This is a genomic window from Nitrosomonas mobilis, from assembly GCF_900103035.1.
GTDB classification, from domain to species: Bacteria; Pseudomonadota; Gammaproteobacteria; order Burkholderiales; family Nitrosomonadaceae; genus Nitrosomonas; species Nitrosomonas mobilis.
Genome location: NZ_FMWO01000045.1, coordinates 14,269 through 33,671, shown reverse-complemented (window position 1 = coordinate 33,671; position 19,403 = coordinate 14,269). Strand labels below are relative to the sequence as shown.

At 48.5% G+C, this 19,403-nt stretch carries 20 protein-coding genes; 6 read left to right on the top strand and 14 right to left on the bottom strand.

Annotation, left to right across the window (positions count from 1 at the left end):
• Window positions 1-50 precede the first annotated feature (50 nt).
• From NSMM_RS06180 to NSMM_RS06165, 4 genes are read right to left on the bottom strand one after another with little or no spacing between them, the layout of a single operon-like run.
• Complete coding sequence (locus tag NSMM_RS06180) at window positions 51-581, bottom strand: pilus assembly protein PilP (RefSeq protein ID WP_090285664.1); 531 nt, start codon at window positions 579-581, stop codon at window positions 51-53.
• Window positions 578-1,195 (bottom strand): type IV pilus inner membrane component PilO, encoded by a 618-nt coding sequence (locus NSMM_RS06175; protein ID WP_090285662.1) that lies wholly within the window; start codon window positions 1,193-1,195, stop codon window positions 578-580. Before NSMM_RS06175 ends, NSMM_RS06180 begins: the two co-directional genes overlap by 4 nt.
• Window positions 1,195-1,794 carry a PilN domain-containing protein gene (locus NSMM_RS06170; RefSeq protein ID WP_090285659.1) on the bottom strand — a complete coding sequence of 200 codons (600 nt, stop codon included), beginning with the start codon at window positions 1,792-1,794 and terminating at the stop codon, window positions 1,195-1,197. The genes NSMM_RS06175 and NSMM_RS06170 overlap by 1 nt, the downstream gene beginning before the upstream one ends.
• Window position 1,795: 1 nt before the next feature.
• Window positions 1,796-2,929, bottom strand: a complete 1,134-nt coding sequence (locus NSMM_RS06165) for a pilus assembly protein PilM (protein ID WP_090285656.1) — start codon at window positions 2,927-2,929, stop codon at window positions 1,796-1,798.
• A gap of 220 nt (window positions 2,930-3,149) precedes the next feature.
• Here NSMM_RS06165 and NSMM_RS06160 point away from each other — a divergent pair, with 220 nt between their 5' ends.
• On the top strand, window positions 3,150-5,453 hold the full coding sequence (locus NSMM_RS06160; RefSeq protein ID WP_090285653.1) for a penicillin-binding protein 1A: 2,304 nt from the start codon (window positions 3,150-3,152) through the stop codon (window positions 5,451-5,453).
• A 429-nt stretch (window positions 5,454-5,882) separates the two neighbouring features.
• On the opposite strand, the gene hemB is transcribed toward NSMM_RS06160, so the two are convergent.
• From hemB to NSMM_RS06140, 4 genes are all read right to left on the bottom strand, one after another.
• Window positions 5,883-6,887 (bottom strand): porphobilinogen synthase, encoded by a 1,005-nt coding sequence (gene hemB / locus NSMM_RS06155; protein ID WP_090285650.1) that lies wholly within the window; start codon window positions 6,885-6,887, stop codon window positions 5,883-5,885.
• 163 nt (window positions 6,888-7,050) lie between these two features.
• Window positions 7,051-7,716: a ribosome biogenesis GTP-binding protein YihA/YsxC gene (gene yihA, locus NSMM_RS06150; protein ID WP_090285647.1), complete on the bottom strand. Its 666-nt coding sequence runs from the start codon at window positions 7,714-7,716 to the stop codon at window positions 7,051-7,053.
• A gap of 63 nt (window positions 7,717-7,779) precedes the next feature.
• Window positions 7,780-8,547: a type III pantothenate kinase gene (locus NSMM_RS06145; protein WP_245654701.1), complete on the bottom strand. Its 768-nt coding sequence runs from the start codon at window positions 8,545-8,547 to the stop codon at window positions 7,780-7,782.
• Window positions 8,544-9,575, bottom strand: a complete 1,032-nt coding sequence (locus NSMM_RS06140) for a biotin--[acetyl-CoA-carboxylase] ligase (RefSeq protein WP_245654711.1) — start codon at window positions 9,573-9,575, stop codon at window positions 8,544-8,546. The genes NSMM_RS06145 and NSMM_RS06140 overlap by 4 nt, the downstream gene beginning before the upstream one ends.
• 93 nt (window positions 9,576-9,668) lie before the next feature.
• On the opposite strand from NSMM_RS06140, the gene NSMM_RS06135 reads away from it, so the two are divergent.
• Window positions 9,669-10,091, top strand: coding sequence for a hypothetical protein (locus NSMM_RS06135; RefSeq protein WP_090285644.1), 423 nt, complete (start codon window positions 9,669-9,671; stop codon window positions 10,089-10,091).
• A gap of 2 nt (window positions 10,092-10,093) precedes the next feature.
• On the opposite strand, the gene dapE is transcribed toward NSMM_RS06135, so the two are convergent.
• Complete coding sequence (dapE, locus tag NSMM_RS06130) at window positions 10,094-11,233, bottom strand: succinyl-diaminopimelate desuccinylase (RefSeq protein ID WP_090285641.1); 1,140 nt, start codon at window positions 11,231-11,233, stop codon at window positions 10,094-10,096.
• 21 nt (window positions 11,234-11,254) lie between these two features.
• A complete protein-coding gene (locus NSMM_RS06125; RefSeq protein ID WP_090285638.1) occupies window positions 11,255-12,031 on the bottom strand; it encodes an ABC transporter ATP-binding protein in 777 nt (258 codons plus the stop codon).
• 323 nt (window positions 12,032-12,354) lie between these two features.
• Here NSMM_RS06125 and NSMM_RS06120 point away from each other — a divergent pair, with 323 nt between their 5' ends.
• From NSMM_RS06120 to NSMM_RS06110, 3 genes are read left to right on the top strand one after another with little or no spacing between them, the layout of a single operon-like run.
• Window positions 12,355-13,020, top strand: coding sequence for a dioxygenase family protein (locus NSMM_RS06120; protein WP_090285635.1), 666 nt, complete (start codon window positions 12,355-12,357; stop codon window positions 13,018-13,020).
• Between the two features lie 30 nt (window positions 13,021-13,050).
• The gene (gene trxB / locus NSMM_RS06115) at window positions 13,051-14,004 is read left to right on the top strand and encodes a thioredoxin-disulfide reductase (RefSeq protein WP_090285632.1); all 954 of its coding nucleotides are present in this window, start codon (window positions 13,051-13,053) and stop codon (window positions 14,002-14,004) included.
• Between the two features lie 36 nt (window positions 14,005-14,040).
• Window positions 14,041-14,637 carry a Smr/MutS family protein gene (locus tag NSMM_RS06110; protein ID WP_090285630.1) on the top strand — a complete coding sequence of 199 codons (597 nt, stop codon included), beginning with the start codon at window positions 14,041-14,043 and terminating at the stop codon, window positions 14,635-14,637.
• A 22-nt stretch (window positions 14,638-14,659) separates the two neighbouring features.
• Here NSMM_RS06110 and NSMM_RS06105 read toward each other — a convergent pair whose 3' ends face one another.
• From NSMM_RS06105 to NSMM_RS06090, 4 genes are all read right to left on the bottom strand, one after another.
• Entirely contained in the window at window positions 14,660-14,956 is a 297-nt protein-coding gene (locus NSMM_RS06105; protein ID WP_090285628.1) for a protein phosphatase CheZ, read from the bottom strand.
• A 79-nt stretch (window positions 14,957-15,035) separates the two neighbouring features.
• Window positions 15,036-15,989, bottom strand: coding sequence for an IS1595 family transposase (locus NSMM_RS06100; protein ID WP_090285626.1), 954 nt, complete (start codon window positions 15,987-15,989; stop codon window positions 15,036-15,038).
• Window positions 15,990-16,312: 323 nt separating this feature from the next.
• Window positions 16,313-16,708, bottom strand: a complete 396-nt coding sequence (gene cheY / locus NSMM_RS06095; protein WP_090285624.1) for a chemotaxis response regulator CheY — start codon at window positions 16,706-16,708, stop codon at window positions 16,313-16,315.
• Window positions 16,709-16,828: 120 nt separating this feature from the next.
• Complete coding sequence (locus NSMM_RS06090; RefSeq protein ID WP_090285855.1) at window positions 16,829-17,767, bottom strand: LysR family transcriptional regulator; 939 nt, start codon at window positions 17,765-17,767, stop codon at window positions 16,829-16,831.
• A 176-nt stretch (window positions 17,768-17,943) separates the two neighbouring features.
• Here NSMM_RS06090 and NSMM_RS06085 point away from each other — a divergent pair, with 176 nt between their 5' ends.
• Entirely contained in the window at window positions 17,944-19,368 is a 1,425-nt protein-coding gene (locus NSMM_RS06085; protein ID WP_090285623.1) for a form I ribulose bisphosphate carboxylase large subunit, read from the top strand.
• Window positions 19,369-19,403: the final 35 nt, after the last annotated feature.

The window sequence follows — 19,403 nt, the reverse complement described above, 5'->3', positions numbered from 1 at the left end:
TTTGATTTTTGATTGATCGCACATAGACCACCTTGCTAAATTGATTCCAATCATTTTTTTGACTCCTGAGATTGCAGCCTGAGAGTGCCAGCCTGTTCGACCCAGGCTTGGCCGCTTTCCTGAATCATTTCTTTCAAAGTGATGTTTTCCTCGGAAATGGCTGTGATTAATCCAAAATTGTGCCCAAGATAATTACCGTTTTTAACGCGATGAACCGTGTTATCCGGTGCCTTGACCAAGGCATAAATGTGTTGACCGCGCTGCAAAGTCCCAACCATTGATAAATTCTCCAGTGCGTAATTTTCCAGAACTTCTTTTTGGCGCTTCAAATCTGGTTTTAGCTCATTCTGGCTGGTATTATCTTGCTTGTTTTTGCTGGCGCTGAAAGGATCCGGTATTTCAAAAGCCTGGTAAACGAACTGTTGCAGTGGCAGAATCTCGGGGAGAGGATCTACTTTTCCCTGCATCCCGGCTCCGGCATTTTTGACAAACTCCTGTAGATCTTCATGTTCACCATCGGCGCAGGCGGATACTAATCCGGCTAGCGCCATGGACAACCAGAATTGATGGATTTTGCTCATTTTGCTCCTTGCGACTGGTAGATATTGATTTCTTCTTCATCCAGATAGCGAAAAGTCTTGGCAACGGCATTCAGTACTAACTGGCGATCGGCTGTTGGTGTAATTTCCATGTTATGCAAAGTCACGATGCGCGGTAATTGAGCAACATCGCTAGCAAATGCGCCAATATCGTGATAACTACCGGTTACGCGCACCGAAACCGGCAACTCAGCATAAAATTCGCGTATGGTTTCGCTGGTGGCCGGTTTGAATAACTCAAACTGCAGGCCTCGTCCAAGACCGGCGCGGTTGATGTCCACCAGCAAGGCATCGAGTTCGGATTTATCCGGTAATTGTTTCAGTAGCGCACCTAATGATTGTTCAATTTCCGCAGATTGCTGACGCAAGGCGTCGAGATTGACAGCATCTGCTTTTTTAACCAGATAAGTTTGCTTGAGTGTGGCTTCTTCTGCCTGTGCCTGTTCCAGTGCTTCCCATTGTTCCTGCCAGTCCACAAAATAACCAACCGTCACGATTACCAGTAATAACAATGTCAGTGCACTTGCTTTAATCTGAACCGGCCAGCTACCGGGGTCATTGAGATTGATGTGACGCAATTCTTCCAATAGATTCATTATTGTTCTCCCACTCTATCGGCAACCGTGATGATTTCGGTTGTCTCCTCAACTTTTGGTAATTCCGAAAGCCTGACATTCAGGTCAAACTCATTGAGTCGCTTGCCATCGATGGTTACTGCCTTGATCTCTATTAACAGTGGCGACTCAAACCAGGGTGAAGCATCCAGATTACGCATCAGGGTGGATACCCAGGCATTGGATTGGGCATAACCGGAAAGATGGAGATGTTGTTCATCCTGCTTGAAGTTCTTGAGATTAACTCCATCTGGAATTCGCCGCGCCACCTGATCGAGCATATGCACGACCTTGACACGATCGGCCTGCAACGACTCAACGATCTGTTTGCGTGAAACCAGTTGCTGTATCTTTTCTCTGATCAATTTGATTTCAGCAATTTGCCGATCAAGTAACGCAATCTCGTTCTGCAAATACTGATTTCGAGCCTGTTGCTGGCTAATCTTTCCTACAACCATTTCATGCACACCCCAAATGATCAGTACACCGGCTGCGACTGTTAAACCTGACAGCACAGCAAATTGCTGTTGACGTGCTTTACGTTTCAGTTCCCGGTGTGGTAACAAATTGATACGCATCATGTTAGTCGAACCCCCGCATGGCGAGCCCACAGGCAATTAATAAAATTGGTGCGTCTTCTTGCAGCTGTCTGGATGAAATCCGCTTGGAGAGCGACATGTCGGCAAATGGATTGATAACCTGCGTGATGACTTCGGTTCGCCTCGAGACGATCTCTTCCAGGTCCGGGATGGAAGCACAGCCACCGGAAAGGAAAATATGATCTACTTGTGCAAACTGGGTAGAAGTGAAAAAGAATTGCAATGCTCGTGATACCTCGAGTGCCAGGGTTTCACGGAAGGGTTGCAGCACATCCGTTTGATAGCTTTCTGGCAAAGTACCTTTACGCTTGGCAGTTTCAGCTTCCTCCGCAGAGAGATTGAATTGATTCTGTATCTCCTGCGTCAGTTGATTGCCTCCGAATGACTGATCACGCATATAGATGGATTCGCCATTAAAAAGTACATTGATTCTGGTGTTGCTTGAACCAATATCTACGAGTGCCACTATCTTGTTCTTGCCGCCATCCGGTAACTGATTGCTAATGATTCGAGAGACAATGGCTTGCGCAACGAATTGCTCGACATCCATGACTGTTACCTTGAGGCCTGCGGTTGCGGCTGCGGCAACACGATCTTCAACCTTATCTTTTCGGGCTGCAGCAATCAATACTTCCGTTTCTTCGGGATGATCCTCAATTTCGCCGATGACCTGAAAATCAAGATTGACTTCGTCAATGGCAAACGGTAAATATTGATTGGCCTCGGTTTCCACCTGAAACACAAGATCCTCTTCGCGCAATCCTGTGGCGACACTGATCTTTTTGGTTACTACGGAAGCCGAGGGTAACGCCAATGCAATATTTTTCTGCCTGGTTCCCATCCTTTTCCAGGCACGCAATATGCATTCACCCACCTGTTCCAGGTGATTAATGTTGCCATCGATAATGGCTTCAACTGGCATCGGTTCGATCGCATAACTTTCCAGTCGCAGTTCATGCGAATCGTTGCCTAGTTTGGTAAGCTCTACCATTTTGATGGAAGAGGCGCTGATATCAACTCCTATCAATCGGGGGCCACTGGAAAATAGGTTAATATCAAAATTGATATTCGACCGCTTGAGCAGCGATTTGCTCATTAAAGCTATATTTGGACTCATTTTGCCGGGCCTCCATTTGCGCCCCCCAAGAAGGGGCACATCAATAAAATGATTTGCTTGCTTGTGACCCCTTCTTCTGTTGAGCCAAGTTCACCAGTAAGCTAATGAGGCCGAATTCTGACAGATGGCCAAGCAATTTAATTTGTCTAATAGCAGTTGATATACCCTTTATAATTCAGCAATAATTTTTTCTGACATTACTTAAATAATCTTTCTTTTAATGCTGCTACGCTGGTTTTTCCGTTCTGTTCTTGCCGTACTGGCCTTGGGCGTGATTGCCGCTTTATTGCTGGTTTTCGCCGCACTGGTGACGTTGCCAACCTTGCCGTCACTGGATACATTAACGAATTACCGTCCGCAGATGCCCTTGCGTATTTATAGTGCGGAAGGGCTGCTGATTGGTGAATTTGGTGAGGAGCGCCGTGATTTTGTCAAAATAGATACAGTACCCGCCTTTCTGAAGCAGGCCATTCTGGCGGCAGAAGATGATCGTTTTTACCAGCATTACGGGGTTGACTTTATCGGGGTGTTGCGCGCGATACGTTCCAACTTTACTGCAGGCGGTATCCGCCAGGGGGCCAGTACCATCACCATGCAGGTGGCGCGTAACTTTTTCCTGACCAAGGAAAAAACCATGACACGCAAGTTCAGCGAGGCTTTGCTTGCATTTAAAATAGAGCACTCTCTCGGAAAAGACCGCATTCTTGAGCTCTACCTCAACCAGATATATCTGGGCCAACGCAGCTACGGTTTTTCCGCTGCGGCCAAAATCTATTTCGGAAAAACGCTTTCGCAGATCAACCTGGCGGAAACAGCAATGCTCGCGGGTCTTCCTAAAGCTCCTTCTTTGTACAACCCGGTCACTGATTTCAAACGCGCACAGGGTCGGCAGCAATATGTGCTCAATCGGATGCATGAACTGGGGTATATCTCCGCCGGTGAACTGAAACTGGCAAAGCAGACCACGATTACCCTTTATCGCCCGGTAAAGGTTTATTCCATGCCAGCGGATTATGTTGCGGAAATGGCGCGCCGGGTCATTTATCAGCGTTATCAGGAGGAAGCCTATACGCGCGGCTTCAAGGTTTATACCACGATCACGAAGTTTGATCAGGAGGCGGCCTATCGTGCTTTACGTAAAGGTGTGCTCGAATATGATGAGCGTCATGGTTACCGCGGCGTGGAGGCATTTGTTGGCTTGCCCAAACCAGGTCAACGGCTAAAAACGATATTAGGCAGATTCAATGATCACGATGAATTGTTGGCTGCATTGGTAATTACCGCCAGCAGCAGTGCCATCGAAGCCATGCTCAGAAGCGGGGAAACAGTCAAACTGACTGGTAACAGCCTGAAATTTGTGCAGAGATATTTGAGTAATGATCCCAAAATTGCGGATAAGCGAATCCGTCCTGGCGCATTGATTCGGTTAAAAAAGACTGAAAAAGGCGAGTGGAAAATATCACAGCTACCTGAAGCTGAGGCTGCTCTGGTTGCAATGGATCCCAATGATGGAGCAATTCGCGCCTTGGTGGGAGGATTCGATTTCGGGTTGAACATGTTTAATCATGTGACGCAGGCCTGGCGTCAACCAGGTTCCAGTTTTAAGCCTTTCATTTACTCGGCATCGCTTGAAAAAGGATTTACCGTAGCCACCATTGTCAATGATGCGCCATTATTTTTGGGACGCGACCAGACTGGTGGCAAGTCCTGGGAACCCAAAAATTTTGATGGTAAATTCAGTGGGCCGATCAGAATGCGTACCGCGTTAACCCACTCAAAAAATCTGGTGTCTGTACGGATTTTGCAATCAATCAGCCCGCGCTATGCGCAGGACTATATCAAGCGTTTTGGTTTCGATGAATCCCGCCATGCACCAGTGTTGCCGATGGCGCTCGGTGCAGGTTCAGTAACACCGATGCAGATGGCCGCGGGATACGCAGTTTTTGCAAATGGCGGATATCAGGTGCATCCCTATTTTATTCAGAGAATCGAGGATAGCAATGGTAATGTATTACAGCGAGCAAAATCAGTTGTTGCTGGCAAAAACGCCAAGCGGGCAATTGACCAGCGTAATGCGTTTCTGATGACCAGCATGATGCAGGATGTCATCCAGCGCGGCACCGCCGCGCGCGCCAAAGTCATCGGTCGTCAGGATATAGCCGGTAAAACCGGAACCACCAGCAATTATGTAGATGCTTGGTTCTGTGGTTATCAGAGAAATCTGGTGGCGGCAGCCTGGATGGGTTATGACGACCCCCGTTCGATGGGGCGCAATGAAACGGGTGGGCGTGCTGCATTACCGATATGGATAGACTACATGGCGGTTGCGCTAAAGGACATCCCTGTCGAGAAAAACACTCCCCCGGAGGGGATCGTGGTTGCAAGAATCAATACTGAAACCGGCCTGAGAGACCGGGATGGCACACTAAACGAATATTTCTACCATGAACAGCTCCCGCCTGAAACCAACTATTTCTTCCGCGATTTTGAAATCGATGATCAGGTCGAAGATCAGCTCTTCTAATTGCCTGGTATTGACAGGTCATGAAAGAAAGGGGACGCTACCCTTTCTTAACGTAATTCATAAACGAGATGTTTCTGAAAAAACATTGTCCCTTTTGCAACCTTAGGTTTAAGCACCATCTAACTGTCTTCTATTAGTTAGCGCGGCCCGCCTGTAACCGGTCATTTCAACCTGTATCTCGAATTTTCCGATTGATGTATCGGCATATATGCCTGGTGCTCTGGGAAATGAAGCGTTTGACGAGATGATCGCAAATGATCGTTTCCAGAGAATCTGGCAGGTTGGAGGTGGGAGTTTGAGGGAACGCGTTCGGGAACGTTGTTCGAAAGAATCTATCTGTATGGAAGTATCTAAAATACACATCATCATTCCAACCGTTCAAACGACACAGTGATGTTTGCTCAAAACCATTGCTTCTCAACTTACTTGCTATTTCTGCTGCAGCCACGTTGCGGCTTCCAGTGCGAAGTAGGTCAGAATGGCATCTGCGCCCGCGCGCTTGAAAGAGAGTAATGCTTCCAGCACGCAGGCTTTCTCATCCAGCCAACCATTGTTTGCCGCTGCTTTTAGCATGGCGTATTCACCACTGACCTGATAGACGAAGGTCGGTACGCCGAATTCCTGCTTGATCCTGCGCACGATATCGAGATAAGGCATGCCGGGTTTGACCATGAACATGTCCGCACCTTCCTGGATATCGAGCGCCACTTCATGCAGGGCCTCATCGGAATTGGCCGGGTCCATCTGATAAGTGTATTTGTTGCCGGTACCCAATGTGGCGGATGAACCGACCGCATCGCGGAACGGGCCATAGAAACTGGACGCATATTTTGCTGAGTAGGCCAGTATGCGAGTATGGATGAACTGGTGTTGATCAAGCATGGCACGAATTGCACCCACGCGGCCATCCATCATATCGGAGGGAGCGACGATGTCCGCTCCTGCCTGGGCGTGCACCAGCGCCTGCTGTTCCAGGACATGCACGGTCTCGTCGTTCAACACGTATCCATGTTCATCGATCAGGCCATCCTGACCATGGCTGGTGTAGGGATCGAGCGCTACATCGGTAATGATGCCGAGCTCGGGAAAGCGCTGCTTGAGCGCGGTTACGACGCGCGGCACCAGACCGTCCGGGTTGAACGCCTCATCTGCGGTCAGGTTTTTCCTGGAGGCATCGATTACCGGAAAAATTGCCAGCGCTGGAATTCCGAGCTGCAAACATTGTTCTGCCTGAAAAAACAGCAGATCGAGGCTCTGACGAATAATACCTGGCATCGAGGCGACTTTTTCCTGCTGGTTGCCGCCTTCCAGGACGAATACCGGATAAATCAGATCACTGGCTTGTAGATGATGCTCACGTACCAGGCGACGGGAGAAGTCATCTCGCCGCAACCGGCGCATTCTTTTTTGCGGAAATTGAGAAAATAGTGTCATTTTATGTGGGTCAAAAAGGTCAAAAATATAAAAACAAAAATTCTTTGGAACTTTTTACGTATTCGTCTCTCTTATTAGGGAGTGTTAAATGTAGTGACGGTTTCTCGTCTTACCTCCCTGAGACGAGAACAAGGCTCTTTTGAGCAAGGCGATTTTCCCCGGTTTAATCCCCTTTGACCGGGGATTTTTTTTGCCCGGTTTCTGTATCGGCCATTTGTAACGCCTGTTCTCCGCTCTCCAGCCAGTTCGCCAGTAACAATATGGCTTCGTCTTTCCCCTCCGATGTCATGCTGGAAAAGATTTGTGCGCTTCCCGCAATTTGGTGCGCCGCCAGATAGTTTCTAACAAGACGCAGTGTTTCGGCAGCCTTGCTTCGATTAATTTTATCTGCCTTGCTCAACAGGATATGTACCGGTTTTTTAGTCAGTGCAAACCACTCAAGCATTTGCACGTCAAGTGGCATGATCGGATGGCGAATATCCATAATCAGAACCATGCCAAATAATGTCTCACGGGTTTGTAAATATCTGCTCAGTAACTCTGTCCAGTGTTGTCGGATAGCCAGCGGCACCTTCGCATAACCATAACCTGGTAAGTCAACGATAAAACGCCGTGTGCCCAGCTGGAAAAAATTAATATGCTGCGTTCGTCCTGGTGTTTTGCTGACAAAAGCAAAACGTCCTCTGCCAGCCAGTGTATTGATTGCGCTGGATTTACCTGCATTTGATCGGCCGGCAAAAGCAATTTCTACTCCCGGTTCCTTGGGCAAATCACGTAAATGATTTACTGTGGTATAGAATTCAGCTTTACTAAACAGTACGTTTGTCATGATTGGCAGCCATTGTCATTCGATTGATTCATTTATCCATATCAGCACTTATAACGGGTTAAGCTATTCTCTGGCAATGGCCAGCAAGCCTTCCAGTACGAGATTATCCATTATTTGATATGGCAGGTGAACATGATCACAAACCAGCGCTGCATCACCACCGCTGATTACGATCATGGGCGAGGGATTATCCATATTGAAGGCAATCAGGGCATACATTTTTTCGATTGCACCTGATAAAGCCTGAATCATGCCGCTAAAAATAGCATCTTCAGTGTTATCCGGAAAGGACTGAAATTTTCCGCAACCCGCCGTTCTGATACCGTCTGCCTGATTGGCCAGTGCCTGCTGCATCAATTTTGGTCCAGGTAAAATGATTCCTCCCCTGAATTCACCTGTATCTGACAAAACATCGACTGTCATGGCAGTGCCAATATTGACGACTAGACACCTTCGTTTCAAGTGGCGCCAGGCCGCAATTAGTGCCGCCCAGCGATCACAGCCCAATCGCTCTGGAAAAACATAACCGTTATGCACGCCGCACTGCCTGGTTTGGGTAGTTATCCATCGCTGATGTACTTGCCACGGATCAAGTAACTTCCTGAGATCGTCGTTGGCGGATCTGCCCGCGACATTGGAGATGATTACGCTGGTAAATGGGGATAATTGCTGCAGGGCATGCCGCAACATTTTACGCTCACCTTGCAATATCGAACCCTTTTCCACCCAGCGCAGGCCATCGTGCAGCCCCCATTTGATGGCGGTATTGCCGGAATCGATCGCCAGAAGAGAAGTGGAGTGATCCATTTGACAGGATGACGGAGCTGTCATGACAGACGCCGTAGACTCAATTCACCACCTCTCAATTGTAATTGCCCGTTTGACGTATCCAGCAGCAGCGCGCCATCTTCTGCTACACCGCCAACAATACCATCCAAGTGACTGCCATCTGGAAAATTGACTTGCGCGGACTGATGATGGTAGGCGTGATAGCGTATCCATTCGTCGCGCATTGGCGCAAAACCGTGCTGTGTAAACAGGTGCAATACTTTCATTAACTCCAGCAACAAAACCGCCAGCAACTGATTTCGGTCTGGAGGGAGGCGTACGATGCTTGCCAGATCAATAACTGCCTGATCAATTTGCTGTTTGACCGGATCTTTCATGTGGACGTTCAACCCTATTCCGATGACGACTTTGACTGGACTGAGCATATCCCCGTGCAGCTCGATCAGCACTCCTCCCAATTTGCGAGAATCGTACAGAATGTCATTTGGCCATTTCAGTAAGACATCAGGAATACCGATTGTGGTCAAGGCTTTTACGATGGCGATACCGACCGCCAAACTCAATCCCCCAAGTGCCTGCATGGTACAAGGTGATGACCATGACAACGAAAATGTCAGGCTGTCTCCCAAACCGGAAAACCAGGTACGTCCGCGCCGACCCCGTCCGCCGGTCTGAAGTTCGGTAGCCAGTACGGTATATTGATCGTGACCTGAAAATGCTGGTGTGGATGCTTGCTGCAGCAGAATGGAGTTGGTTGATTCAATACAATCTGCGATCGTTATCCGGAAGTTGTCGGCATGCTCACCCAAATGGCTGCGTATCTGATCGGACTCGAGCCATTGAACCGGGTTCAGCCAGCGATAGCCTTTGCCAGTGATGCGATGAATGACGAGCCCATATTGGTCCAGACCGTGTAATGTGTTGGAAATGGTAGCGCGGGATACCTGCAGTGCCTCTCCCAGTATTGTGCCGGAATGATAATTCCCATCACTGAGTCTGCGCAGGATTGAAAAAGTCAATGGTTTCATAATCTTGTCACAAATAGTATCGGTAATCCATCCCTGAATCATGGTCAATAGAATTTCCGGGGCGGCTTGTTATAATGAAATGGTAGTTGATGATGCAATTCCAATTTTATTCATTCACGATTAGGAGGTTTTTTAATGGATGTACTCAGTTTGGCAATCGGCTTTCTCGCGGGTGTTGCAGGAACCTATATTTTCAGGTTTTTCCTCTCGGACAATACACAAACGCAAAAATCAACACCCGCCGTCATCAAAAATGACGTGCTGTCGGAGCAATTATGGCGGATACACGAAAAATTACTGAAAGAGATGCAACAGGATCTGAGAAAACCTGAATTCCAGTTCCACCGCGAATTTTTTGTCGAAAAAAAAGGGTGGAACTGGAATCGGCTGGGATTGCACCGTCACGGCCCCTGTTTGGTCTATTTTATCGAAGATCATATTGATTTACCTCAACAGTTGGATGCATTGGCCAGAGAAGGTCTGGTCACGAAGGTCGATGAGAAAAAAGGACAGTTCCAGTTTGGTGAAAAATTTGCAGAGTGGTTGCGTCGCAAATAGCCTTACTTTCGATCTAATAGATTTTTCAAAGTTAGGCGATAAATATCGGATAGTCGTTCAATATCTGCAACCTCCACATGCTCGTTGAGCTTGTGGATGGTTGCGTTGCAAGGGCCAAACTCGACTAGCTGCGGACAGATGTCGGCAATGAAGCGTCCGTCGGATGTGCCGCCGGAAGTTGAGAGCGTCGCATTTACATCAGTAACCTCACGAATGGCTGAGCTTAGTGCGTCGGCCAGATCCCCTTTCGGAGTTAAATAGGGCTTGCCGGAAAGCTCCCATGAAAGTGTGTAATTGAGTTGATGCCGGTCGAGTATCGCATGGACACGTTCTTTGAGTGATTCCACGGTACTTGCGGTGGAAAAACGGAAATTGAACAGCAGGTTAACTTCGCCCGGAATGACGTTGGTCGCACCAGTGCCACCATTGATATTCGAGATATGCCAGGTGGTCGGGGGGAAATACTCGTTACCCGTATCCCAGGTTGCCTGTGCAAGCTCAGCAATGGCAGGCGCCACGAGATGAATCGGATTGCTGGCGAGATGCGGATAGGCAATATGACCCTGGATACCTTTCACTGTTAGGTTTCCGGAAAGACTGCCGCGTCGCCCATTCTTGATGGTATCGCCGAGCACATCCGTACAGGTAGGTTCCCCGACGATACAATAATCAATGGCCTCGCCGCGTGCTTTAAGCATTTCTACCACTTTTACTGTACCTTCTGTCGCTGGCCCTTCTTCATCCGATGTAATCAGTAGCGCAATCGAACCTTTATGGTCGGGATGGTCGGCAATAAAAGCTTCGATAGCTGTAATGAAAGCTGCGAGCGAGGTTTTCATATCAGCCGCTCCCCGGCCATATAATTTTCCATCGCGAACTACTGGCGTAAACGGATCACTCTCCCACTGCGCAAGCGGTCCAGTCGGCACGACGTCGGTATGTCCGGCAAAGCACACGAGCGGCGCAGTATTGCCGCGACGCGCCCATAAGTTGCATACGTTACCAAAACGCAAGTGTTCGTTATGAAAACCGGTGTTTGCCAGCCGGTTTGCCAGAATATTCTGGCAGCCGTCATCATCAGGCGTCAAGGAGCGGCGCGCAATCAGCATTTGAGCGAGTGTCAGAGTAGTAGCGTTAGGCATTTATAGTTTCCTTGGGAAATGTTATTGAAGTGCGCGTAATGCGTTCTGCCCGCGTACACCCAGAAAAAAATTCTCGATGAAAGGGTGCTGGACCGTGATAACTTGTGGAATAGGGCCAAGTGCAATCAGCTTTCGGTCCGCCAGGACGGCCACTCGATCAGAAATTGCGACGAGGGTATCCAGATCATGTGTAACCATGACAATGGTCAGAGTCAGTTCTTCTCGTAAGTCTTTTATGAGACTGACAAAGCTATCACTTAGTGATGGGTCCAGGCCAGCAGTTGGTTCGTCGAGAAACAGCAGCTCCGGGTCCAGCGCCAGCGCTCGGGCCAGCGCCACTCGTTTGATCATGCCTCCCGACAGCTCTGCTGGCATTTTATGGGCATGTTGGGACTGAACGCCCACCATATCGAGACGTAGCATCACAATATCGCGAACAACGCACTCCCGCAGTACTCGCAGCTCCCGTAGCGGCAAGGCAATATTGTCGAAAACCGTCAGCGCGCTGAAGAGCGCACCTTGTTGAAACAATACACCTATCCTTTGGCGAAGGCTTTTCTGAACATCGTGTCCACAATCATTTCTAGCGTATCCAAAAACCTTGACACTGCCTTGTGAGGGATTACCTAATCCGAGCATTTGCCGCAACAACGTGGTTTTACCACTGCCAGAACCACCGACCAGCGTCAATACTTCCGACCGATATGCCGTCAGGTTGATGTCTTCATGTACGATATTGTCACCGAAGCGAGTATGTAACCCGATCACTTCAATGACTGGTGAGGTGGTAGTTGTCATTTCGGCATTTTTTAAGAATTATGAATGGCAAGCGGTCATGTTGGACGTTTACAATGTCGTTAGCAAGATATTGGATTCAACAATATCTTTAGGGCACAGCTGATTTTACCTTATCTGCGCTATCTTCTTTATCTGCGAGGTCGTTCATTTCGAAGTAAATAAGTTACTTGCTAGCTGACTGTAAGGTTGTTGTATTATTGCCGGGTCATAATATTGAGTATGTGGGGTGGCATTATTGTCATCTTTCTATTTGAGGACGTTTCTGAAGATTCACATTTCGCCACAACACTTCGTTTCTCACAAAAGATTTCAGGATGCCCTGCATGAAAAATGAAGCTCGCAGAGGGTTGCTTAAAAACGGATTTCTGGTCGGGCTGGGCAGTTTTTTTGGCGTGACGTTCAAGCGGCTGGCTATGGCAAAGTCAGCTTTTAAGGCAACACCCGCTGAGGTGGAGGGGCCATTTTATCCGGTTAAACTGCCGCGTGATCAGGATTACGATTTAACGCATATAACCGGGCGCACAGGTGTCGCGCAAGGGAGTTCCATTCTGATTGCCGGGCGAGTGATGGATACAGAAGGGTGGGCGATAGAAGGTGCGCGGGTCGAAATCTGGCAGGCGAATGCGGCAGGGCGTTATCTGCATCCGAAAGATGCCAACCCGGCAAAGATTGATCCTGATTTTCAAGGTTTTGCTGCTGTGTTAACGGATGTATCGGGCGCATTTCTGTTCAAAACGGTGTTTCCTGGTGCCTATCCAGCGTCATTGTCTTGGGTACGTCCACCTCATATTCATTTCAAGATTACACACAAGCGCTATGCGACGCTGATTACACAGATGTATTTTCCGGATCATCCCCTTAATGCGGATGATCTGCTGTTGGGAGCCAAGAGCCCGGAGGAGCAGGCACTGATGATTGCTCGTAAGGAGGCATCATCCGGTACGCTCACAAAATACAAACATACTATTGTGCTTGAAAATAGATGGTGATTTCCAATACTAATTACAAGGCTGATGATCATGACAACAACGAAACATACTCGATTACTTATTCTGGGCTCAGGTCCGGCAGGTTATACAGCGGCGGTTTATGCCGCGCGTGCCAATCTCAAACCGGTGGTAATTACTGGCCTGGCGCAAGGAGGGCAATTGATGACGACTACCGATGTCGATAACTGGCCTGCCGATGCGATGGGTGTGCAGGGGCCGGAGCTGATGGAGCGTTTTCAGAAGCACGCCGAGCGCTTTCAGTCCGAGATTGTATTTGATCATATCCATACCGCACATTTACAGGAAAAACCGATTCGCTTGATTGGTGATCAGGCCGTGTATACCTGCGATGCATTGATCATTGCGACCGGCGCTTCTGCGAAGTATCTGGGCTTGCCTTCAGAGGAAGCTTTCATGGGTAGAGGGGTTTCTGCCTGCGCTACCTGTGATGGTTTCTTTTACAAGGAGCAGGATGTCGCAGTCATTGGCGGCGGGAATACCGCAGTGGAAGAAGCATTGTATCTTTCAAATATCGCACGAAAGGTGACGCTGGTGCATCGACGAGACAAATTTCGTTCGGAAAAAATCATGATCGACAAATTGATGGAAAAAGTCGAGAGTGGCAAAATCGAGCTGGCACTCAATCACGTGCTGGCAGAAGTTTTGGGGGATGACAGCGGCGTGACTGGCGTCCGGCTGCAACATGCACAGACGGGAGCTGAGCGTAAACTCGCCTTGCAGGGGGTGTTCATTGCTATAGGGCATCATCCCAATACCGAGATTTTTCAAGAGCAGCTGGAAATGAAGAATGGTTATATCGTCACCTTTGGTGGAAGAGACGGCAATCTGACCGCAACCAGCATCCCCGGAGTATTTGCTGCCGGGGATGTGCAGGATTATGTTTATCGTCAGGCGGTAACCAGCGCTGGAAGTGGTTGTATGGCGGCACTGGATGCGGAAAGGTATCTGGACGGGTTGGCTTGAAACCTGCCTTGGTTTTATTGTCCAGTTCTGAAAAATATGGATGATGATGAATTATCTCCAGAGAGTAAGAGGAGCGATGATGCTCAGATAGAGGAAGCTCTTTTTCGGGAGGCCGTACGTGACGTCAGGCCGCTGAAACAAGAGGAAAAGATTGGTCAGATAGCGTCACCTGCTTTGCATCCTGCAGTCAGTAAACGTAGAAGCAGGGCGATCGGCGCTGTTGTCATGCCAGACACGCTTTCCGATCACCCGATAACAGAAATAGCAGAAAATGCTGATGGATCATTTATACGACCTGGTTTGCAGCGGCAGACATTACGCAGGTTGCGTCGCGGTGACTGGCCTGTTCAGGCTCAATTGGATTTGCATGGGTTGACGCGCGATGCAGCTCGTCGCACCTTGGCTATTTTTCTGATGGAGAGCACTCAACAAAGATTGCGTTGCGTACGCATTATTCATGGAAAAGGATTCAGTTCCACCGATAGAGAGCCGGTACTAAAAAAACTGACTGGTAACTGGCTTGCGCAACATGAGTCGGTGCTCGCTTTTTGCCAGGCTCGGCCGGAGAATGGAGGGAGCGGTGCACTGGAAGTGTTGTTAAAGAAGCATCAATTGGATCATGAAATTTCATAGCCCCAGTTTTGCCGGCAGGCTGTCAACCTGATTCTAACTGGCCAGGGTATCTGTTTGTTTTGTATGACGAATGACCAATCCGTTTTATCAGCCAGGTTGCTTGTTTTGTGCCGCCAGTTTTTGTGCTGACAGATTTCTTTGTGGGTAGCTGCTGCAATTGCTGTCCCAGTGTTTCAAATGTTTGCAGCAATTTCTGCGTTACTTGCCCGACTAAATCCTGATGGCTTTGGGCAATTAAAACTTCAGTCAGGCATTGCCTGGTCAAACCTGACTTTTTGGATATTTCACTCAAAAAATCAATTATCTGTGTCAATGCCACCTACAGTGCCTGTTGGCCTGCATGTTTCACCGAACTGCTCTCAAGCAGCTAATTGCCATTGGGTCAATAATTTTCCTGATTAGCAACGAACGTCAGCCATTCGAATAGAGTGCAAGGGCTGCGGAGTGGTCGAAGCAGCGGCGATCAGCAATCGTTCGTGCAGTGAGCAAAGATCAAAACGCCGGTTGAATCGGTAACTGAAGGCGGCAAGATAGCGAGCGGCATACTTGCGGAAGTTGAAAGCATGGTAACAACCCGACAAGCTGGTCTTGAGATTGCCGAGGATAGTGTTGATCCACCGGAACTCGGGAGTCTCCTTTGGTTTGCGTCCGGCGATAACTGTAAAATGGTGGCTACAGCCAATTTTGGTGACGGCACCAAAGCAGGCCAAGGCATCCGAGAACACCGTGCTGCCGGGTGCCAGACAATCCTTTGCCCAGGCTGAAATTGCCTTTAGCGTAAATCCCGAGACTGGGGTAAGCCTCACGCGCAAAGGGTGATCATCCTCAGTCAGAGACACAGCGGCAACAGTGGCCACCTTATTCTCTGAACCTCTGCCCGCTTTTCCTCCCGCACGCTCTCCACCAAGATAAGCATCATCGACCTGGATTCTGCCATCAAGGACATAGCGCCCCTCACGATTAGCCATCGCCTGCATCAGTTTGTGATGTATCAACCATGCCGTAGGATAGCTCACTCCCAGCTGGCGCTTGAGCGCCAGGGACGACAAACCGGTCTTGGCCTGACTAACCAGATAAATTGCCAAAAACCAGACGGTCAACGGTAGTTTAGTGCCCTGAAAAACTGTCCCGGCAATCAATGAGGTCTGATGTCGGCAGGCTCTGCATTGAAAAACCTTGCGTATACCATCACGTATGACATAGTAAGCAGCACCGTTACAGCGTGGACAGTGAAACCCATCCGACCAACGGGCAACTTCCAGCGCTTGCTCGCACTGCGCCTCCGTACCAAAGCCCTTGAGAAATTCCAGTATCGACAGTCCAGATTGAAACTGAATTCGATTCATCGCCATGATCGATAACTCCTTGTATCATTTAACAGCCATGACTTTTATGTCGCAACAAACTCGTCAGACAAACCTTGCTGACGTTTGTTGCTAATCAGGATAATTTTTGAGCGTGGACAGCAAGTTCGCCCTGGAGTGGCTGTGCATTTTCAATAGCATGAAGTACGCAATCAGCCGCATGAGCAGTTTGCTGAATGACATAGACCAGAAATAATCATAGCTCTCCTTGCTGTCAGAAATCACGAAGCTGGCCTGCTGTAGAGAGGCATGACAATCATCTGTTCCAGGAAAATGGTTTGGTCATTTTACTAATAGAATTCTTGCTGGCATCATGCATGCACAGCCATGTTCTGCAGAATTTTGTTCAGTTTTTCGTCAAGCGTGGCAGAAGTAAAGGGTTTGACAATATAACCATTTGCACCTGCCTGTGCTGCGGCAATAATATTTGCTTTTTTTGCCTCAGCTGTGACCATCAGTACTGGAAGATGCTTCAGTGATTCATCGGCGCGCATGTTCTGCAGCATGGTTAATCCATCCATGTTGGGCATGTTCAAGTCGGATACCACGAAATCAAACCCCCCCTCCCTCAATTTTCTTAATGCCACTGCGCCATCCTCGGCTTCTTCTACATTCTGAAAGCCTAGGTCCTTGAGCAGACTACGTACAATTCTGCGCATGGTTGAAAAATCATCTACCACGAGGAATCTTAAATTTTTGTCTGACATGGCGCTCTCCTTAAAAATAGTTATCATCAGAATGTTGCTGACTGTGCATAGGGCACTTCATCGGTTGCTAGTACTCTATTTTGATTGCCAGACTGATAACGGATGTCGCGTCCAAAAAATTTAGTGGTTTCTGCGTGGCGCAGTGTCAATCATGTTTCCTGTCACCAAAATGGCGGCTTCTTGTAATAAAAATTGCTTGAATGCAATGGAAATACTGGAAAGCCTTTTGTTTTTGCGGTGAACGACGTACCAGTCACGTATGATAGGAAACCCTTGTACATCGAGTATTTTCAATCGACCGGTTTCAAGCTCCAGTCTGATCGTGTGTATCGACATGATGCCCAACCCCATGCCTGCCTGGATCCCCTGTTTAATAGCTTCGGTGGTGTCAGCTTCCATTCCCTTATGGATACGGATTTTGGCCTGTGCGAAGAAACGTTCCATGGCGCTGCGGGTGCCGGAGCCTGGCTCCCGGACGAGAAAAATCTCCTGCTCCAATCGCTTTTCCGGGATCTGTCGCTCGCCGCAGAGCGGGTGATCTGGCGGTGCAATGATGACCAGTGGATTTTCCAGAAATGTTTCGGAGCTGATATCGATACCACCAGGAGGTTGTCCCATGATAGCGAGATCAGTCAGGTTGTCAGCCAGCTGTCTGAGTACATTTTCCCGATTGGAGACATGCAGGCTGATGGTGATGTCTGGATAGCGCTGGGTGAATCTCGCCAGTAGACCAGGTACAAAATAATTAGCGGTGCTGACAACAGCGATATTCAGTTTGCCACGTTGCACACCTTTTAATTCCTCGAGCGCCAGTTCCATGTCTGCCAGCTGCTGGGAAATGCTGCGACTGTAGTTGAAGAGTTCCTGTCCGGCCTCAGTCAGGTAGATGCGTTTGCCCATTTGCTCAAATAACGGTAATGCGACTATGGCTTCCAGCTGCTTGATCTGAATCGATACGGCTGGCTGAGTCAAATGTAACTCTTCCGCTGCACGTGTGAAATTGAGCAGACGCGCCACTGATTCAAATACTTTCAGTTGACGTAATGTAATGTGTAGCATAGTCAAATAAAGTTTTATCATAAGTAAAAGTTTATTATAACCATCATAATTATTAATTTGTACTTATGATTGATGCGCGGTATAGTTTTGCCTGCAGTATCGTTTGATTTTTTAAACAGTAGCCCGCCTGGTGAATAGTTCACGGCTCGGGTGAGGCTTTTCAGGAGATTGCAAGCATGACCGCTAAAAAAACCTATAGTGCTGGTGTGAAGGAATACCGGCAGACTTATTGGACACCGGAATACACACCAAACGAAACCGATATTCTGGCCTGTTTCAAAATCACCCCGCAGCCAGGTGTCGATCGTGAGGAAGCAGCCGCAGCAGTCGCTGCCGAGTCGTCAACCGGTACGTGGACGACAGTTTGGACCGATCTGTTAACCGATCTCGATTACTACAAAGGTCGGGCTTACCGAATTGAAGACGTACCCGGTGACGATACCTGTTTTTTTGCTTTTATCGCTTATCCGATCGATCTGTTTGAAGAAGGCTCAGTCGTCAACGTTTTCACCTCGTTGGTTGGTAACGTATTCGGCTTCAAGGCTATCAGAGGGCTGCGCCTGGAAGACGTGCGTTTTCCCATAGCCTACGTCAAAACCTGCGGTGGCCCACCCCATGGGATTCAGGTCGAACGTGACATCCTCAACAAATATGGTAGAGCGCTGTTGGGATGTACGATCAAGCCAAAACTGGGTCTGTCTGCTAAAAACTATGGGCGTGCAGTTTACGAATGCCTGCGTGGTGGCCTAGATCTGACAAAGGATGATGAAAACGTTAATAGTCAGCCATTCATGCGCTGGCGGCAACGTTTTGATTTTGTCATGGAGGCGATCCATAAAGCGGAACGTGAGACTGGTGAGCGCAAAGGACACTATCTGAACGTGACCGCACCCACTCCAGAAGAAATGTACAAACGCGCTGAATACGCCAAGGAAATTGGCGCGCCGATCATCATGCACGATTACATTACGGGTGGATTCTGCGCCAATACCGGGTTGGCTAACTGGTGCCGTGATAATGGAATTTTACTTCACATTCACCGTGCGATGCATGCAGTACTTGACCGTAATCCGCATCATGGCATTCACTTCCGTGTGCTGGCTAAAATCCTTCGTCTGTCGGGTGGGGATCATCTGCACTCAGGTACCGTTGTCGGAAAACTGGAAGGTGACCGCGAAGCGACATTGGGTTGGATTGATATTATGCGCGAATCCTTTATCAAGGAAGATCGTAGTCGGGGTATTTTCTTTGATCAGGACTGGGGTTCCATGCCAGGAGTATTCCCGGTAGCTTCTGGAGGTATCCATGTCTGGCATATGCCCGCGCTGGTTGCCATTTTTGGTGATGATGCCTGTTTGCAGTTTGGTGGCGGTACATTAGGGCACCCTTGGGGAAATGCGGCTGGTGCCGCTGCCAACCGTGTTGCGTTGGAAGCCTGTGTGGAAGCGCGTAACCGTGGCGTACAAATCGAGAAAGAAGGGAAAGCTATTCTGACTGATGCCGCGAAAAGCAGTCCTGAGCTCAAAATTGCCATGGAAACCTGGAAAGAAATTAAATTTGAGTTTGATACTGTGGACAAGCTGGATGTCGCGCATAAATAAACAAACAAAGCATTCTCGGTAAATATTAATTTTCG

Excerpts from the sequence above, each read along its gene's own strand:
- NSMM_RS06180 (WP_090285664.1), bottom strand. The coding sequence starts at position 581 with ATGAGCAAAATCCATCAATTCTGGTTGTCCATGGCGCTAGCCGGATTA.
- NSMM_RS06175 (WP_090285662.1), bottom strand. The coding sequence starts at position 1,195 with ATGAATCTATTGGAAGAATTGCGTCACATCAATCTCAATGACCCCGGT.
- NSMM_RS06170 (WP_090285659.1), bottom strand. The coding sequence starts at position 1,794 with ATGATGCGTATCAATTTGTTACCACACCGGGAACTGAAACGTAAAGCA.
- NSMM_RS06165 (WP_090285656.1), bottom strand. The coding sequence starts at position 2,929 with ATGAGTCCAAATATAGCTTTAATGAGCAAATCGCTGCTCAAGCGGTCG.
- NSMM_RS06160 (WP_090285653.1), top strand. The coding sequence starts at position 3,150 with ATGCTGCTACGCTGGTTTTTCCGTTCTGTTCTTGCCGTACTGGCCTTG.
- hemB (WP_090285650.1), bottom strand. The coding sequence starts at position 6,887 with ATGACACTATTTTCTCAATTTCCGCAAAAAAGAATGCGCCGGTTGCGG.
- yihA (WP_090285647.1), bottom strand. The coding sequence starts at position 7,716 with ATGACAAACGTACTGTTTAGTAAAGCTGAATTCTATACCACAGTAAAT.
- NSMM_RS06145 (WP_245654701.1), bottom strand. The coding sequence starts at position 8,547 with ATGACAGCTCCGTCATCCTGTCAAATGGATCACTCCACTTCTCTTCTG.
- NSMM_RS06140 (WP_245654711.1), bottom strand. The coding sequence starts at position 9,575 with ATGATTCAGGGATGGATTACCGATACTATTTGTGACAAGATTATGAAA.
- NSMM_RS06135 (WP_090285644.1), top strand. The coding sequence starts at position 9,669 with ATGGATGTACTCAGTTTGGCAATCGGCTTTCTCGCGGGTGTTGCAGGA.
- dapE (WP_090285641.1), bottom strand. The coding sequence starts at position 11,233 with ATGCCTAACGCTACTACTCTGACACTCGCTCAAATGCTGATTGCGCGC.
- NSMM_RS06125 (WP_090285638.1), bottom strand. The coding sequence starts at position 12,031 with ATGACAACTACCACCTCACCAGTCATTGAAGTGATCGGGTTACATACT.
- NSMM_RS06120 (WP_090285635.1), top strand. The coding sequence starts at position 12,355 with ATGAAAAATGAAGCTCGCAGAGGGTTGCTTAAAAACGGATTTCTGGTC.
- trxB (WP_090285632.1), top strand. The coding sequence starts at position 13,051 with ATGACAACAACGAAACATACTCGATTACTTATTCTGGGCTCAGGTCCG.
- NSMM_RS06110 (WP_090285630.1), top strand. The coding sequence starts at position 14,041 with ATGGATGATGATGAATTATCTCCAGAGAGTAAGAGGAGCGATGATGCT.
- NSMM_RS06100 (WP_090285626.1), bottom strand. The coding sequence starts at position 15,989 with ATGGCGATGAATCGAATTCAGTTTCAATCTGGACTGTCGATACTGGAA.
- cheY (WP_090285624.1), bottom strand. The coding sequence starts at position 16,708 with ATGTCAGACAAAAATTTAAGATTCCTCGTGGTAGATGATTTTTCAACC.
- NSMM_RS06090 (WP_090285855.1), bottom strand. The coding sequence starts at position 17,767 with ATGCTACACATTACATTACGTCAACTGAAAGTATTTGAATCAGTGGCG.
- NSMM_RS06085 (WP_090285623.1), top strand. The coding sequence starts at position 17,944 with ATGACCGCTAAAAAAACCTATAGTGCTGGTGTGAAGGAATACCGGCAG.